Below are 17739 nucleotides of genomic sequence, written 5' to 3'. Positions count from 1 at the left end.
AATATGATATTTACAAGTAATAAGAGCCCTGATAAATGGGGTGAATACTTCGGAGAAGATTCTTCTTTACTTTGCGCACTTGATAGAATATTTGACGATGCGATGGTTTTTATGATTAAAGGAAACAGCTATCGTGGAAGCAAATGTGAAACTGTAGCAATAACAGCTGGTGAATTATCACCATTAAATAATAAGTAAAACGAAAGGAAAAGGTACATTGGCTATTTTTATATGTCCTAAAATTGGTTAATTCTACCGGTCTAAAAATGGCTAATCTCGCCTGACTCCAACACAGTTAACTCTTGCTGATATTCCTTAAGGTACGGAAGTGCCTCTTCAATGGTCATACCATCAATACCTGGCGCTCCCTTGTTTGCCTTAACTCTTTTATACGCTCTGTTAAAGTTGTCCTTATACAGTATCGCTTCCAAGAGCTTCGGCTGTGCACTGTCTCTTTCTTTCCATATCCGATTGAATGACCTAAGCGCTTTCGCATACCCTTCATGTTCCGCATTATCTCTTTGCGAACAGCCATTATCTTCAATGTTTTCTACCATTAACGGTCATTCCTCCTTTCTCGGTCATACTTAAGACTCCTATTGATTCGGTCCTTCGGTTAGCATGTCCATGTTTACATGTCCATATCCCTACTATGACCTCTGCTGACTTCTGCATGTTCAGCACCGCCTCGTTACCTTGTACGGTGGTTACTCCTTTCAGAGCGTTTCACACAGACCTCCCTAGGTACCACACGTTTCTTCCTCTCCATCCATCTGCCTCATTTATCATGCATGATTCCGTGTAGTTATTGGGCTTCAACTTGTACCGCAGCCTTACCCTCATGCATAACCTCATATGAGATTTCTGTACGTCAGACCAGAGATTTGCCCGTGAGTTAGTATGTTCCTCACATCCAGCTTCCTTCAGATTCCGTCTCGCGGCGGACACCCTTGCTTTCGGCTATATCCTTCCCACTACCGGGCGGATTCGGGACTTTAACCCGTAAGAAACGTGCGCCGCTAGGCGCACAACAAAAAGACGCCTAACTTACAGGAAATGCTGTAAGTTAAGCGTCTTCCGACGATTCTTATTTTGTTTATATCAGACATATTCAAGTAGTGCACTACTGTCACGACGTAGGCTCTATTTTTGCACCTACTGTCACGAGTTCGACAGCTACAACCACCCGAATATACTTTTTCATGTGCTTTCCACGCTCAGAATAATCAGTCTTATCAAACGTGAAATGCTCGAAAAAGTGCGTAAATTCAAGGATTTCTATTAGTTCACTCTTGTGAGCAACACTACAGTCTCGACATGTGTCGTCTGTGCAAACTGATCCACTGGACAAACCTTCTTCAACTCATATCCACCTTCACACAAATATCTTAAGTCACGGGCCAATGTTGCCGAATCACAACTTACGTATACTATTTTAGGAGGTGCCATGTTTAGTATAGTATCCAAACAAAGATTATCACAACCTTTTCTAGGTGGATCTACAACAATAATATCTGGTTTCATCATCTCTTCATCAACAGACGTATCAATTGATTGCTTTGATGTATTATCTCCGTCAATATTATTTTTTTGATAAAATTGACTGATTACATCTTCCGCTTTTCCAACGAAAAATTTAGCATTATTTATATTATTTAGCTTAGCATTTCTTTTAGCATCTTCAATTGCTTGTTCAACAATCTCTACACCATAAACATTTTTTGCTTTATTTGCTAAAAACAAAGAAATAGTACCAATTCCACAATATAAATCCCAAACACTCTCTTCGCCCTTTAAACCAGCATAATCTAACGCTAGACTATAAAGCTTCTCTGTCTGCTGTGGATTGACCTGGAAAAACGATTGAGCCGATATCTGGTAACCAACTTTTTTATCAGTTCTTTGGAACGAAATTCTACCCGTCTTATCTCTATTTACTTCATTTAACGTAATAAAATCTTTTATATATGATTCGCCCCAGATTACAACTGTTTCTTTTCCAAGAATAACATTTGTATTTTCTTTATTTTTGTTAATAGAAATTGATGTCATTCCCTGTATACCTTTAAGTTTTTCAATCAATTTCTCTTGTTTTGGTAAAATATCACCATTTATAATCAAGCATACCATGATTTGATTTGTGTCAAAACCTTTTCTAATCAAGATATGTCTAACTAAACCTTTTTTAGTATTCTCATTATAAGGTTTGATTGAATTTTCCTGCATATATTCTTTCACTAAATCAAGAATCTTCGCATTTTCTGTAATTCCTAATTTACAATCATTATTTTCTATTGAAATAATATCATGCGATCTTTGTGCATAAAATCCTGTTACAATATTTCCCTCTTTATCCATTCCAACCGGATACTGCGCTTTGTTTCTATATCTAAATGGGTCATCCATTCCAACTATAGGTTCAAAAACACTTTCTATTTCTTCTTTAGTAAACTTTCCAATTCTTATAAGATTATTTTTCACCTTATCTTCTTTAAATTTAAGTTGTCTTTGATATGAAACTTGCTGTATTTGGCATCCTCCACATCGTTTGGCAATACTACATTTTAATTCCACACGATCTGATGAAGGTTTAATAATTTTTTCAACTCTAGCATATCCATAATTTTTTTTAAGCTTAGTGATTTTGGCTTCTACCAAATCTCCTACAACCGCATCTTTTATAAAAAAAGTTATACCTTCGTATTTACCAATACCTTCTCCATCTACGCCTATATCCATTATTTCTACTTGGAAAATATCGTTTTTTTGCATAAAACTCTCCTACTTACTTGTTCTTCTAAAATTACTATCTAATAAACGATTAAATCCTTGCCATTCAAGATTATCTTCTTCTGTCTTATCAAGAATTTCTTTAACTGTTTCCATTTTAGCATCAATATTATCAGCAAATGATAACGCAAGTGCTTCAATTAATGCAGGTTTCTTAGGAGAACCAAATTCTAACTCTCCATGATGTGCTAAAATACAGTGTTTTAATTCATTCTCAAGTATAACTGGAAATCCTTCTATTTGACGAATGTGCTCACCTATCCATTCTGCACCAATCATAATATGACCTAATAATTGTCCAACATCTGTATAATCGTTCTCTGGAAATCTAGAAATTTCCTTTAATTTACCCATATCATGGAAAATAGCTGCTGTAATTAATAAATCTCTATTTAAAATAGGGTATTGTTTTGCAAAATACTCACAATTTTGAGTTACTCCTAATGTATGCTCTAATAAGCCTCCAACGAATCCATGATGTACACTTTTAGCTGCTGAATGAAATTTAAATCTTTTAACAAATTCTGGATCATCAAAAAAACTATGTAATAATTTATTTAAATATGGATTACGAACACTATTCATTATTTTTTCAAGTTCACCATACATTTCATCTAAATTCTTCTGTGAAATTGGTAAATAATCACTTGGATCATACTCTCCTTCTTCCACTTTTCTTGTTGAACGAATAGATAATTGGTTCTTCCCCATAAAAAGCGTTATGCTACCAGTTACTTCTACATAATCTAAACTGTCAAACTCTCTGATTCCGCTATCATTTGGATTCCAAATTTTGGCGTCTAAAATACCAGTTTTATCCTGTAAAATAACGTTCTCATAAGGCTTTCCACCTTTAGTTAATGCAGTCTGTCTACTTTTGCATAAATAAATCTCTTGTATTTGATCTCCTTCACGAAGTGTATCTATATATCTCATTTTATCCTCCACTATATCATCTTGTCTCTCTACTAATTATATTAGCAAACATATTTTCATGCAACCTTTTTAGAAAAATATAATTTTTTTCACTTATATAAATCTTTTCGATTCTAAAATTATAATATATAATAATAATGTAGGTTTTAATTTAATAATAAAATATAAAATTTTTTATAAAAAATAAATTTATGAATGATACAAAAGGAAAAATATATGAATAAGAAAGTTTATAAAACACTAGAATACAATAAAATATTAGACACTCTTGCTAATTATGCTGCATCTTCTGATGCTAAAAAAAGATGTCTTTCGATAAAGCCTCTAACTGATATCGATAAAATCAATTATCTCTTAGAAACAACTAATGATGCGTTAAATCGAATTTTTAAAGATTCTCGTCTTTCATTTGTAGGCGTATCTAATATTAATGGTTCTCTCAAAAGAATAGAAATAGGTGGTTCTTTAAATACTATAGAACTTTTAAAAATTAGTTCTCTACTTGAAGTAGCCAAACGTGCTAAATCTTACTCAAGAAGTGAATCAAATACTGGTGACGATTCTTTAACACCATTATTTGATAGTCTTGAACCACTCACAAATTTATCAGATGAAATTAAACGTTGCATCATTTCAGAAAATGAAATTGCAGATGACGCAAGTTCTACTTTATCGTCTATTCGAAAAAAAATACGTGGTATGAATGATAGAATTCATGCTCAGCTTATGACTATTATGAATAATTCTACTACACGTTCTTACCTACAAGATGCTGTAGTTACAATGCGTGATGGAAGATATTGTCTTCCTGTTAAAGCCGAGCATAAATCTCAGGTTCCAGGAATGGTTCATGACCAATCTTCAACCGGTTCTACTCTTTTTATTGAACCAATGGCTGTTGTAAATTTAAATAATGATTTAAAAAAATTATTTATAGCAGAAGAAGAAGAAATAAATGTAATTTTACAAAAATTAAGCGAAGAAGTTTTATCTTACTCTGTTGCAATTGCTACAGATTATAAAATCTTAGTTGAACTTGATTTTATTTTTGCAAAGGCACACCTAGCAAAAGATTATAACGGAACTAAACCAATTTTTAATACAAATGGTTATATAAATATTTTAAAAGGACGTCACCCTTTACTAGACCAAAAGAAAGTCGTTCCAATTAATATTCATATTGGTTCCGACTATAATCAACTAATTGTAACAGGTCCAAATACTGGTGGTAAAACAGTTTCCTTAAAAACAGTAGGTCTTCTAACCTTAATGGGTCAAGCTGGTTTATTAATTCCTGCATCTGACCGTTCTGAACTTGCTATTTTTAAGGAAATATACGCTGACATTGGTGATGAGCAAAGTATTGAACAAAGTCTTAGTACTTTCTCCTCTCATATGACAAATATTGTTGAAATTTTAAAACACGCAGACAGCGAAAGCCTTGTTTTATTCGACGAATTATGTGCCGGAACTGATCCAACCGAAGGTGCTGCTTTAGCAATTGCAATCTTAAATAAGCTCCTTCAATACGGTTCTACAACTATGGCAACTACTCACTACAGCGAATTAAAAGTATACGCTTTAACATCTGATAACGTAGAAAACGCTTGTTGCGAGTTCGATGTAGAAACTTTAAGTCCAACTTATAGATTACTCATTGGTATTCCTGGAAAAAGTAATGCTTTTGCCATATCATCAAAACTTGGCTTAAATGACAATATTATAGATGATGCTCGATCACGACTTGGCCAACAAGATGAAGCTTTTGAAGATTTACTTGCAGATCTCGAAACTAGTCGTAAAACTATTGAAAACGAAAGAATTGCTATTGCAAATTACAAGCGAGAAATCAAAACTCTTAAGGAACAGCTTGAAACTAAAAAAGAAAACATTGATGCCAAAAAACAAAAAATCATTCGTGATGCTAATGAAGAAGCACTTAGAATTTTACAAGAAGCCAAAACCCTTGCCGACACAACTATCCGCAATTTCCACAAATACGGAAAAGGTGTTGCTCCTATGGCTCAAATGGAACGTGAAAGAACAGCTCTTCGTCAAAAGATGACTGACAACGAAAAGAAACTTTCTAACATAAAAAAGAAAAAAGCTGTTAACAACAATGTTCCTAAGAACCTTCATATCGGCGACAAAGTAAAAGTTCTTAGCATGAACATAATCGGAACTGTTCACACTTTGCCAAATGCGCGTGGAGATTTACAGGTTCAAATGGGTATTTTACGTTCTAATGTAAATATTAGTGACCTTGTTCTAGTTAAGGATGAAAGCACAACTTTTGGTTCTAAACCAATTTCTTCTGGCAAAAAACATTCTAGCGGAGCTGGTAAAATAAAAATGTCTAAATCTGCAAATGTTTCATCTGAAATAAACTTAATTGGTATGACAACAGATGAAGCACTAGCTGTACTTGATAAATACCTTGATGATGCTTATATTGCTCATTTATCATCTGTTAGAATAGTTCACGGAAAAGGTACTGGCGCACTCAGAAAAGCTGTACAGGCTTATCTTAAACGTCAAAAATATATAAAATCATATCACCTTGGAGAATTCGGCGAAGGTGATGCTGGTGTTACAATTGCCGAATTCGACTAAAAATATTTCACACTATAAACAGTGCAAAGGAGTACATTGATATGGTTTCAAAACAAAAAATTTTAATTGTTGATGATGATACTAACATCGCTCAACTTATTTCACTATATTTAACCAAAGAATGTTATGATACAAAAATTGTAACTGATGGCGAATCTGCTTTAAGCGAATTCGCCACTTATAAACCAAACCTTATTTTATTAGATATTATGTTACCTGGAGTTGACGGATACCAAGTATGTCGTGAAATCCGTTCAAAACATGACACTCCTATCATTATGCTTTCAGCAAAAGGAGATATTTTTGATAAGGTTTTAGGATTAGAATTAGGTGCTGACGACTACATAATGAAGCCTTTTGATTCTAAGGAATTACTTGCTAGAGTAAAGGCCGTTCTCCGAAGATACACTCCTAATTCACCATCTCCACAACCGGTTAATTCTAAGATTGTTGAATATCCTCTTCTTAGCATCAATCTTACAAATTATTCGGTTATCCATGATGGTCACTCTATAGAAATGCCACCTAAAGAATTAGAGCTCTTGTTCTTCCTTGCATCAGCTCCTAACCAAGTTTTCACTAGAGAACAACTCCTCGACAATATTTGGGGATATGATTATGTCGGCGACACAAGAACCGTAGACGTTCATGTTAAACGCTTACGTGAAAAACTTGGAGACACTCAATATTGGAAAATATCAACAGTATGGGGAATTGGATACAAATTCGAATTATTAAGTACAGATTAATTTTTTTAGGAGCTAGATTATGAAATTTACTATTTATAAAAAAATCACACTTGTAAACATTGTATTTACCCTTGTGGCCGTTATTTTATTATGTACATATACTCAAATGAAGACTACCATCATTGGAAAAAATCAAGCAGCCAACCGACTTTGTGATATTTCAAACTTGATTTACAAAGATTATGCTAAAAATTTTTTTGAAAATAAAATTTCTAAGAAAGAGGCTGAGATTCACACTAAATATTATAGTCAATCTTTAAACCTTGAAATATGGCTACTTGATAAAACTGGGAAAAAAATAACCCATTTACCAACAGATACAACTAAAGATTGTACGATAAATACTAATATTTTTTACGATGACAAAACAAAATTTAACTCCACTTATCCTGCAGTTTATGGCAATTGCGACAAAACTATGCCAGATAACACTTTAAGTTATTGCAAAATGGTAACTCATTCAAAACAGACCAAAGGATACATCCTTGTACATTTGAGTGATTCTGTAATAGCCGAAGATGTAAATTGCTATATGATCACAATTTTTCAATCAATGATTATACTGATTTTTATTCTTTGGATTATATTGCTTTTTGTAAAACTTACGCTATATCGACGTTTTTGTGAAATAATGAAAGTCGTTTACTCATACTCTCAAGGTGATTATTCCCAAAAAATAAATCATACCTATAATGATGAACTAGGATATTTATCAAATACTCTCGACTATATGGCCGAAGAGCTTGATACTCTTGAAGATGAAGAGCGAATTTTTGTTTCAAATGTTTCACACGATTTTAGATCACCACTTACTTCTATCAAAGGATATGTTGAAGCTATAATGGATGGCACCATCCCAGTTGAAATTCAAGATCAGTATCTACAAATAATTTTAGACGAAACCAATAGACTTTCTAAATTAACTGAATCTCTACTTGAATTAAATCAATTTGGTAAAAATGCTCCAAAACTCAACATTACTTCTTTCGATATCAATGAAGTAATACTTGCAACAACACGAGCTTTTGGTGTCTCCCTAAAAAGCAAAAACTTATCAATAAAGACTAAACTTGAACCAGGCGCGCTTTTTGTTGAGGCCGATTTCGATAAAATTCAACAAGTCATATACAACTTAGTTGATAACGCAATTAAATTTAGCCACGAAGGCAGTTCTATTGATTTTGAAACTTATGTAAAACATGGTAAAGTTTTTGTAAGCATTAAAGATCACGGAATAGGAATCTCATCTGAGAACCAAAAGAAAATATGGGATCGTTTCTATAAAATAGATTCTTCTCGTGGCAAAAATAAAATGGGATCCGGGCTAGGTTTATCAATTGTCAAAGCCATAATAAATGCCCACTCAGAAAATATCAACGTGGTTAGTACACTTGGCGCAGGAACAGAATTTATATTTACCTTAACTAAATCAAACTAAAATTATTTGATTTGATAATTTGATGGGATAATTTGATGGAATAATTTAATTATAAAAATTAATTTTATGATTTGATTTATGATTTTATTCAAAAATGAATTTAATAATTTGATTATAAAAAAGACATGATTCATACTTTTGAGAACTGCCTCAAATATAATATGGACCATGTCTTTTTTTATTTATTTTTAATTTACTTTCAATCTTATTTTATTTTAATCTTATTTCAATCTTATTTTATTTCAATCTTAATGGATAATCATTTAAATCTCTAACTTCATAGTATATCTTATATGGAGCAATTCCGGCTTTCCAGCCATCTTCAGAATTCACATCAACTATACCATTAAATAAATCATAAGTAAATACATAGCCTTCTGAAGTTATTGCCTTATAATAAATTCTAACTTTGTTACCATTTTCTATAGGTAAGCTATCTTTTATATATTTTGCTAAGTCAATCTTTCCTGAAATGTTAGAAATTTCTGTCTTTTGTGTTTCCTGAGTATCAGTATCTAACGAATTCAACTTATCCACATCGTTGTCCACTTTATTACCTTCCTCTTGCTTATGCGCAAACACGTCAGACAATTTAGAAGAGCTTGCTTTTTTATCAGTATTCTCGCCTTTTTTCTTCTCTTCTTCATGAGTTTTCAACATGTCAATGGTAAATTTATTGACATTATCCACATCAACTAGCAATTCAAATGTGGAAAACGTGTATTTTTTTTGGCCATCAAGTGCATAACTACAATCACCTTCAAATTCGAGAAAACCATTTGAAACTTTTGGACTCTTTTTAATCTTTCCACTAAGTGCATTTTTGAAAATATTTAGAAAACATGAATACTCATTTAAAACTTCTGTATTTTTCTTGGTTCCACTCTGAAATAAAAATGTAACTTGCCCATCATAATATTCATTAAGTGGTAAAGTTATATTCTTCTCATAACAATTCTTAGTATATTCTAGCTTATATTCTTGTGTTCCAAAGAAAATTATCGCATCTGTATACTCTGTGTATTCCTTTGGTGTAACCTTTACTTGAAGAGTATATACACCTTTCTGAAAATCCATCGAAACCGGCTCTATACTATACTTAGCTATTAAACTCGCTTCACCTTCTAATGTCTTCTTTATGCTCTTTTGCATGTTCTCAATTTGAGCTTGCATCGTATAATTGGTATCTTGCATATAACTCAATTGATTATTAAGAAGTCGAAGTTGATAATTAGTCGATACAATTTGCATAACAACTGCAATAATGGTAACCATATTTGTTATAATTAACAAAAACGACATATTAAGCTTAAATTTTTTGAACTTAATGTCCTTGAGTTTATTTATTATTTTTTTAATATAAAGCTTGATATTCTCAAAATTTTCTTTCAATTTTCTCACCCTTCTTGAAAAATACTTCTGCAAGCAATGTTAACACACTGCTTGCAGAATAATGTATATTATGAGTAGAGAAACACCATTCTAGCATAGCTCCACTATAATTTCAAGTATTTATTTGTAAACATTTCTAATATATAAACATTGGTTTATTATTGTTCTTCTTTTTCTTCTGGAAGATCAATTTTAATATGTAATTCTTCTAATTGATGTTCTGAAACTTCACTTGGAGCACCAGTCATGATATCCTGAGCATTCTTATTCATTGGGAATGGAATAATCTCACGAATAGAATCTTCTCCTGCAAGAAGCATTACCATTCTATCAACACCTGGAGCGATACCTGCATGTGGTGGTGCACCATAACAGAATGCGTTATACATAGCAGGGAATTTAGCTTTAACATCATCTTCACATAATCTTACTAATTCAAAAGCTTTAACCATGATTTCTGGATCGTGGTTACGTACAGCACCAGATGATAATTCTACACCGTTACATACTAAATCGTACTGATCAGCTGTAATTGTCAAAGGATCAATTTCACCTTTTTCAGCTTTTAATAATGTCTCTAAACCACCTGATGGCATTGAGAATGGGTTATGGCAGAATTCAAGTTCTCCAGATTCTTCACCGATTTCGTACATTGGGAAATCAACAATCCAACAGAATGCATACTGTTCTTTGTCCATATGTCCAGGAACTTTAGCACCAAATGTCTTGATAATAACACCTGAAGTTTTCTGAGCTAATGTTTTCTTGCCTGCACAAACTAATACTAAATCACCAGCTTTTAATCCTAATTTTTCAATAACCTCATCTTTTTTAGGTTTAACAAATTTAGAAATACCACCGACGATTTCCATGTTGTCATCAACTCTAAACCAATATACTTTGTTACCAGCTTGAACTTCAACTTCTTCACATGTTTTATCGATGAATTTTCTACTTTCCTTGAAATCAGATACAACAACGGCTTTAACAACATTGTTATTAAATGGTTCAAATCCTACATCACTTAATAAGTCTGTTGCATCATCTGCTGTTAAATCAATACGTAAATCAGGTTTATCTGATCCATATTTTTCCATTGACTCTAAGTATGGAATTCTCTTGAATGGAGCTTCTGAAGCCCTATTATATGTACCGTATTTAGCAAATACTGGTGGTAAAACATCCTCTAAAATAGCAAATACATCTTCTTGTGAAGCAAATGCCATTTCCATATCTAATTGGTAGAATTCACCTGGACTTCTGTCACCTCTTGCATCTTCATCTCTAAAACATGGTGCAATCTGGAAATATCTATCAATACCAGATACCATTAACAACTGTTTAAACTGCTGTGGTGCCTGTGGTAAAGCATAGAATTTACCTGGATGTTTTCTTGCAGGTACTAAGTAATCACGAGCGCCTTCTGGTGAAGATGCTGTAAGAATAGGAGTTGTAATTTCCATAAATCCATGATCTGTCATAGCCTGACGTAAAGCTGAAATAACGTTTGAACGTAAAATAATATTTTTCTTAACTTCAGGATTTCTAAGATCAAGATAACGATATCTTAATCTTGCTGTTTCATCAGCATTACGGCTGTGATTAATTTCGAATGGTAATTCATTGTATCTACATTTTCCTAATACTTTAATTTCGCTAGGAACAACTTCAATATCACCAGTATCTTGTTTTGGATTTTTAGAACTACGTTCTCTAACTACACCAACTACAGAAATTGTTGATTCTTTTGTAATTGGTTTAACTACTTTCATCATTTCTTCTGTTTCAACTACAATTTGAGTTGTTCCGTAGAAATCTCTAAGAACGATAAATCCTAAGTTAGCTCCTACTTCTCTAAAATTTTCTAGCCAACCAACTAATTTTACTTCTTTATTAACATCAGAAGCTCTTAGTTGTCCACATGTATGTGTACGAGACTGCATCATAATAATTCTCCTTTAACAAATTAACTTTATTTTATCTTGCAAAAAATTCTACGAATTCTTCGTATCCTTGTTGCATCAATTGTTCTTTTTGGAATTTTTTATTTTTATTCATTCTAACAACTAATACTTGTTGTCCTTCTTCTCTTGCTTCTTTAGCCTGTTTCATTACTTCAACTACTTTTTCAGCTGAACATTTTTTCTCAACTAAATAAGCAACCTTTTTACCTGATGTTGGTACTTTAAATCCTTGTTCCATTAATAATAAAACAATTCTTTCAAAACCAATTGAAAATCCACAAGCAGGAACATCGTGTCCTGTGAATTTACCAATCATCTTATCATAGCGTCCGCCACCGCCACAAGCTGCACCGAGTGATGGCATAGCAATTTCAAAAATAGTTCCTGTATAATAACTCATACCTCTAACTAATGTTGGATCAAATACAAGTTTAAATTTAGCTGTTTTAGCAGCTTCTACTGCAGTTGCAATTTCTGTCATACTTGTTGCAACTTCATCTTCTAAATAATCAGCTAATTTTTCTTTTAATAAATTAACACCTTCAACAACATCTTTTTTATCTTCTAATAAAGTAAATAGTTGTAAATATTTTTCAACCGATTCTTGATTATAGCCACATTCAATTAATTCATTTCTAACGCCATCTAAACCAATTTTGTCCATTTTATCTAAGATAATGAAAATTTCATCATAATCTTTTTCTTCAAACCCAGAATAAGCTGCCATTGCTTTTAAAATTCTTCGCTCATTAATTCTGATTTCAAAATCTTCAAAACCTAATCTACCTATTGTTGTAGTTGTTGCTGTAATTAATTCAATTTCAGCTAAATTAGATGGTTCACCTAAAATATCAATATCACATTGTGTGAACTGACGATATCTTCCTCTTTGAGGTCTGTCAGCTCTCCATACACTACCTATTTGTAATGCCTTAAAAGGTGTTGGAAGCTCATTGGCATGATTACTATAATATCTAGAAAGAGGTACTGTTAAATCATAACGCATACCAAAATCAACAACATCTGCTTCTTCTTTGGCTTCTTCTACGTTTAATTTTTCTCCTCTTTTTAAAACTTTAAAAATTAATTTTTCGTTCTCACCACCCTGTTTGCTACTTAAATTAGAAATATTTTCCATACAAGGTGTTTCAATTGGTGTAAAACCAAATTTACGATATGTATCTTTGATTACGCTTGTCACATAATCTCTAATTTCCATTTCATCTGGTAATATATCTTTCATACCAGTAACTGGTTTCTTGCTTAATGCCATTTTACTTCCTCCATTTTGCTTCTTTTTCTTTCTATCATTTCATCAATTCGTTCAAGATAATTCTTGACGTCTTTGACATTCTCAACTCTAGCTATTTTTCGATTTCCATCTTGATTATATTCGTCTAAAACTAGCTTCGTGCATGCACCTGCACCAAGAGCCATTATAGTCTGTTTTTCTTCCATAATCAAGATATTATATACACCAGCCTTACCTTTTTGACCATAACCAACATTTTCCATGTTGCCAGCCATTCCTTTTTGACGGTATAAATAATATGGAACAAGCCCCATTTCTCTACAGTATCTTTCACACATTTTCATATGTTCACTTGTGTTTATCATTTTCATTTTTTCATAATGTTCTTTAAATACTGTAAGTCGTGCCGCCCTTTTAATTGCAAGTGAGTGAACTGTGACATTATCTGGTTTTAGTTCTTTCAAAACTTCCATTGTATTTCTTACATCATCTATTGTTTCTCCTGGAAGTCCAACAATTAGATCCATATTTATATGAGAAAAGCCAAGTTCTCTAGCTAATTTAAAGCTTTCAATTGTTTGCTCAACAGTGTGATGTCTACCAATTAGCTTTAATGTTTCCTGTTTCATTGTCTGAGGATTAATAGAAATCCTATCAATTCCATTTGCTCTTAAAACTTCTAATTTTTCTCTTGTAATAGAATCAGGACGTCCTGCCTCTACTGTAAATTCAACACAGTACGACATATCGAAGCTCGATTTAACTTTTTTAATCAATCTATCTAATTGATGTGGCAATAAAGTTGTTGGAGTACCGCCACCAAAATATACTGAATTTAGTTTTTTATTTTTACATTTTTCAGCTGTAAAATCAATTTCTTTTTCTAACGCATCTAAATATTCATCCACTCGATTTTTCCATATTCCTAGTGGATACGAAGTAAATGAACAATACAAGCATGTACTTGGGCAAAACGGAATTCCTATGTATAAACTATATCCGTTCTCATAATCAATTTTCTTTAAAATATCAATCTCTTCTTGTGCCACTTCTATGCTAAGATTTATTTTTTCATCTGAACATAAATATTTAGCTTTCATATCATCGAATACTTCTTGTGTACTTTTCCCTTCTAAAAGAAGTTTCATAGGTATTTTTGTTGGTCGAATACCTGTCAATGTTCCCCAAGGTAGTTCCTTGTTAGAAACTTCTGACATTAATTTATAGACACTCTTTTTTAAATTATCTTTTGTTTTTTTTCTATCATCGGCAAATGTTTCAAATTCACATTTATATTTTTCTTCTTTTCCTTTTTCAAAAAAAGTCATTTTTATGATTTTATCACTGTCTTTAAAATCAACATCAAGCCAAAACTTTGCATTTTCATCAGCTTTATCTACTGAATGAGCTGTACTTGCTACATTTTTTGATTCAATATCAACATCATTTGTATAATAACATTCAACCTCTTCTTTTGGAAAAAAAGCTTTAACTATTCCATAAATGTCATATTCAAAATCTGCCTTATTTAAAATTACATTTATCATATATATGGGTTGTATATCCTCTCAGTTTCGATTGTAGTTTCTTCGTTATGACCGGGAAAAACTCTCGTATCATCTGGTAGAACCATAAGTTTCTCACGAATACCACGAACTAAATCACTTTGACTGCTTCGTGGAAAATCCGTTCTTCCTACTGAACCTGCAAATAATGTATCGCCTACAAACACTACTGACTCATATGGAAAATAATAACTACATCCACCTATCGTATGCCCCGGAGTAAACAATACTCTTATTTTAAATCCAGCAATCTCTAATTCTTGTTCGTCTTTTAGAAAAATATCTGCTTCATATTTTTTAGTGCTACCAAGCCAATTTGAAAGATTTAATTGAGGGTTTTCTAAAGTTTCCCTCTCTTTTTCATGAATATAAATTGGAACTTTATAATATTCTTTTAACTCTTTACTACCATTTGCATGATCAAAATGTCCATGTGTCAAAAGAATAGCTTTAACTTTATAATTATCTTTATCAATTTGTTTAATAAGCTTATCCGCATTATCTCCTGGATCAATAACTATCATTTCATTATTTTCTTCATTAATAACGAAATAACAATTTGTCATAACCGGACCTACTACATATTGTTTTAATTTTAATTTGCTCATATAGTCCCTTTCACATTTCATTTCGTGGAAAAACCACCGTTCTAGCCGGTGGTTCTTCTAATGTCAATAATACTATCTACTTGCTTTAATCTCTCAATCAAACTGTTCATTTCTCTTTTACTCTTTATGTAAAAAGAAACATTTATTGTAGCAATACCCTGCTTATTTATCTTAGAAAATAAACCTGTTATGTTTATATTTCTTTCTGTAAAAATCTTAGATATATCCACTAAGAGTCCTGATCTATCCTGACAATAGAGATTAATTTCTGTAAAGTATTCACAATCTTGTTCACTAATACCTTCTTGCCATTCGGCTTCTATTAAACGTTCTCTTTCAAGTTCTGAAAGATTAAAAATATTAATACAATCAGTTCTATGAATTGAAACACCTCGTCCTCTTGTTACAAATCCTACGATTTCATCACCTGGAACTGGTGAACAACACTTAGAAAAATGTACTGCAACATCATATAATCCCTTAACTACAATGCCGCTCTTTGAACGTCTATGTTCATTTTGTGTTTTATTCTCTGAAATATTCTCCACAACTTCATCATCAGTGATTCTTACCAAATGATCTTTTTGATATTCATCATACATCTTATTGATAACTTGGCTTTCTTTTAAACCACCATGACCTACAGTTGCAAGACATGATTTCCAGTCGTGGAAACCATATTTTCTTAATATCTTTTCTTGATATTCCGGTTTATTAATTTCACTAAAGTCAATTCTTTTTTCTTTCGCACAATTTATTAATAATTCTTTTCCTTTAGCGATATTTTCTTCTTTTAATTCACTTCTAAACCATTGATTTATCTTATTTTTGGCTTGTGTACTTCTTACTATAGAAAGCCAATCTCTACTTGGTCCCCTTGAATTACCAGATGTAATAATCTCTATTCTGTCACCATTTTTAATCGTATAATCAATAGGAACTAATTTACCGTTTACTCTCGCACCTACCATCTTATTTCCTACAGCGGAATGGATGCTATACGCAAAATCTATTGGTGTAGAACCATTTGGTAAGTTTTTGACATCACCTGATGGTGTAAAACAAAATACTGTATCAGAAAATAAATCCAAATCACTTTTTAATAACTTAAGAAATTCTTTATTATCTGCCATATCCTGCTGCCACTCAAGAATCTGTCTTAACCAACTTAATTTTTCTTCTTCTGTAACTGTTGTCTTAGTTTCTAAACCATTATTGGCTTCTTTATACTTCCAATGAGCTGCGATACCATATTCTGCCGTTCTATGCATCTCATAAGTTCTTATCTGAATTTCAAATGGTTGACCACTAGGTCCTATTAGAGTCGTATGTAAAGATTGATACATATTTGGCTTAGGCATAGCAATATAATCCTTAAAACGTCCCGGAATTGGTTTATACATCTCATGCATAATTCCAAGTACCGCATAACAATCTTTAATCGATTCTACTAATATTCTTATAGCAAATAAATCATATATCTGATCTATTGTTTTATTTTGATTTAACATCTTCTTATATATACTAAAGAAATGTTTTGCTCTACCAGATACATCAGCAACAAAACCAGCATTCTTAACCTGCTCATCTACTTTTTGAACTAAACTTCTAATGTAATCATCTCTTACACTTTTTCTAAGTGCAACTTTTTCTACTAAATCATAATATGCTTCTGGTTCTAAGTATTTAAGAGATAAATCCTCTAATTCTATTTTTATTTTACTGATACCTAGTCTTTGTGCAATCGGACAATATATTTCCTGTGTTTCTCTTGCAATTCTCGTTTGAGCCTCTTTAGATTGATATCTTAAAGTTCTCATATTATGCAAACGATCCGCTAATTTAATAATAATTACACGGATATCCTTCGCCATTGCAAGAAACATTTTTCTAAGATTTTCCGCTTGCATCTCTAATCTATCTGTTGCAGTTTTATTTTTTCCTGTTTTATTCTCTTTTTGAGATAAATGTAAATGTTTTAACTTAGTAACACCATCTACTAATAATAAAACTTCAGCTCCAAATTCTTCTTCTAATTCTTCTTTAGTAGCGGCTGTATCTTCTAAAACGTCATGTAAAAGACCTGCTGCAATTGTCTCTTTATCCATCTCTAATTCTGCAAGTATTATTGCTACACAGAGTGGATGAGCAATATAAGGCTCTCCTGACTTTCTAACTTGACCTTGATGTGATTCATAAGCCCATTTATACGCCTTTTCTACTAAGGATGTATCAGCTGATGGATGATATTTCTTTATACTTTCAATTAATTCATTGTATAAGTTTTCTGGACTTACAAATTCCTTAATTGCCTTAATGCTATCAGCATGCGAATGGAACTCTTTTTCAATTTTCTCTAATTCTTCTTTTGAAATATCTGCCATACTGATCACCTACCTTTTATAACTTGCTAATACTACTAAATTTACACT

The 17739-nt window shown here is 32.2% G+C and carries 12 protein-coding genes and 1 pseudogene; 4 read left to right on the top strand and 9 right to left on the bottom strand.

The window, feature by feature from the left end; genetic code table 11:
• Positions 1-198: ATP-binding protein (locus tag BMY79_RS12190; RefSeq protein ID WP_242941490.1), on the top strand; the 198-nt coding region annotated here is incomplete at its 5' end.
• A gap of 95 nt (positions 199-293) precedes the next feature.
• Here BMY79_RS12190 and BMY79_RS08350 read toward each other — a convergent pair.
• From BMY79_RS08350 to BMY79_RS08335, 3 genes and pseudogenes are all read right to left on the bottom strand, one after another.
• Positions 294-557: pseudogene (locus BMY79_RS08350) on the bottom strand (group II intron reverse transcriptase/maturase); the annotation flags it as partial.
• Positions 558-1281: 724 nt separating this feature from the next.
• Positions 1282-2772, bottom strand: coding sequence for a 23S rRNA (uracil(1939)-C(5))-methyltransferase RlmD (gene rlmD / locus BMY79_RS08340; RefSeq protein WP_027422501.1), 1491 nt, complete (start codon positions 2770-2772; stop codon positions 1282-1284).
• Between the two features lie 9 nt (positions 2773-2781).
• On the bottom strand, positions 2782-3726 hold the full coding sequence (locus BMY79_RS08335; RefSeq protein ID WP_022750237.1) for a 3'-5' exoribonuclease YhaM family protein: 945 nt from the start codon (positions 3724-3726) through the stop codon (positions 2782-2784).
• 216 nt (positions 3727-3942) lie between these two features.
• Here BMY79_RS08335 and BMY79_RS08330 point away from each other — a divergent pair, with 216 nt between their 5' ends.
• Genes BMY79_RS08330 through BMY79_RS08320 form a run of 3 tightly spaced genes read left to right on the top strand, consistent with a single transcriptional unit; the run spans position 3943 to position 8526 of the window.
• A complete protein-coding gene (locus BMY79_RS08330; RefSeq protein ID WP_027422502.1) occupies positions 3943-6339 on the top strand; it encodes an endonuclease MutS2 in 2397 nt (798 codons plus the stop codon).
• A gap of 41 nt (positions 6340-6380) precedes the next feature.
• Positions 6381-7088: a response regulator transcription factor gene (locus BMY79_RS08325; RefSeq protein ID WP_022750240.1), complete on the top strand. Its 708-nt coding sequence runs from the start codon at positions 6381-6383 to the stop codon at positions 7086-7088.
• A 19-nt stretch (positions 7089-7107) separates the two neighbouring features.
• Positions 7108-8526: a HAMP domain-containing sensor histidine kinase gene (locus BMY79_RS08320; RefSeq protein ID WP_022750241.1), complete on the top strand. Its 1419-nt coding sequence runs from the start codon at positions 7108-7110 to the stop codon at positions 8524-8526.
• Positions 8527-8763: 237 nt separating this feature from the next.
• On the opposite strand, the gene BMY79_RS08315 is transcribed toward BMY79_RS08320, so the two are convergent.
• From BMY79_RS08315 to BMY79_RS08290, 6 genes are all read right to left on the bottom strand, one after another.
• Entirely contained in the window at positions 8764-9918 is a 1155-nt protein-coding gene (locus tag BMY79_RS08315) for a hypothetical protein (RefSeq protein ID WP_074730742.1), read from the bottom strand.
• 158 nt (positions 9919-10076) lie between these two features.
• Positions 10077-11864, bottom strand: coding sequence for an aspartate--tRNA ligase (aspS, locus tag BMY79_RS08310; protein ID WP_022749040.1), 1788 nt, complete (start codon positions 11862-11864; stop codon positions 10077-10079).
• Positions 11865-11895: 31 nt separating this feature from the next.
• Positions 11896-13155, bottom strand: coding sequence for a histidine--tRNA ligase (gene hisS, locus BMY79_RS08305; protein WP_022749038.1), 1260 nt, complete (start codon positions 13153-13155; stop codon positions 11896-11898).
• Entirely contained in the window at positions 13146-14681 is a 1536-nt protein-coding gene (gene hemZ, locus BMY79_RS08300; RefSeq protein ID WP_022749037.1) for a coproporphyrinogen dehydrogenase HemZ, read from the bottom strand. Before hemZ ends, hisS begins: the two co-directional genes overlap by 10 nt.
• Complete coding sequence (locus BMY79_RS08295) at positions 14678-15307, bottom strand: MBL fold metallo-hydrolase (protein ID WP_022749036.1); 630 nt, start codon at positions 15305-15307, stop codon at positions 14678-14680. The genes hemZ and BMY79_RS08295 overlap by 4 nt, the downstream gene beginning before the upstream one ends.
• Positions 15308-15348: 41 nt before the next feature.
• Positions 15349-17691 (bottom strand): RelA/SpoT family protein, encoded by a 2343-nt coding sequence (locus BMY79_RS08290; RefSeq protein WP_029066882.1) that lies wholly within the window; start codon positions 17689-17691, stop codon positions 15349-15351.
• Positions 17692-17739 lie beyond the last annotated feature (48 nt).

The organism is Lachnobacterium bovis, from assembly GCF_900111325.1.
Lineage (GTDB): Bacteria > Bacillota > Clostridia > Lachnospirales > Lachnospiraceae > Roseburia > Roseburia bovis_A.
Note: the sequence above shows the minus strand (reverse complement) of the source record. Positions and strands in the feature narration are given on the sequence as shown.

Excerpts from the sequence above, each read along its gene's own strand:
- rlmD (WP_027422501.1), bottom strand. The coding sequence starts at position 2,772 with ATGCAAAAAAACGATATTTTCCAAGTAGAAATAATGGATATAGGCGTA.
- BMY79_RS08335 (WP_022750237.1), bottom strand. The coding sequence starts at position 3,726 with ATGAGATATATAGATACACTTCGTGAAGGAGATCAAATACAAGAGATT.
- BMY79_RS08330 (WP_027422502.1), top strand. The coding sequence starts at position 3,943 with ATGAATAAGAAAGTTTATAAAACACTAGAATACAATAAAATATTAGAC.
- BMY79_RS08325 (WP_022750240.1), top strand. The coding sequence starts at position 6,381 with ATGGTTTCAAAACAAAAAATTTTAATTGTTGATGATGATACTAACATC.
- BMY79_RS08320 (WP_022750241.1), top strand. The coding sequence starts at position 7,108 with ATGAAATTTACTATTTATAAAAAAATCACACTTGTAAACATTGTATTT.
- aspS (WP_022749040.1), bottom strand. The coding sequence starts at position 11,864 with ATGATGCAGTCTCGTACACATACATGTGGACAACTAAGAGCTTCTGAT.
- hisS (WP_022749038.1), bottom strand. The coding sequence starts at position 13,155 with ATGGCATTAAGCAAGAAACCAGTTACTGGTATGAAAGATATATTACCA.
- hemZ (WP_022749037.1), bottom strand. The coding sequence starts at position 14,681 with ATGATAAATGTAATTTTAAATAAGGCAGATTTTGAATATGACATTTAT.
- BMY79_RS08295 (WP_022749036.1), bottom strand. The coding sequence starts at position 15,307 with ATGAGCAAATTAAAATTAAAACAATATGTAGTAGGTCCGGTTATGACA.
- BMY79_RS08290 (WP_029066882.1), bottom strand. The coding sequence starts at position 17,691 with ATGGCAGATATTTCAAAAGAAGAATTAGAGAAAATTGAAAAAGAGTTC.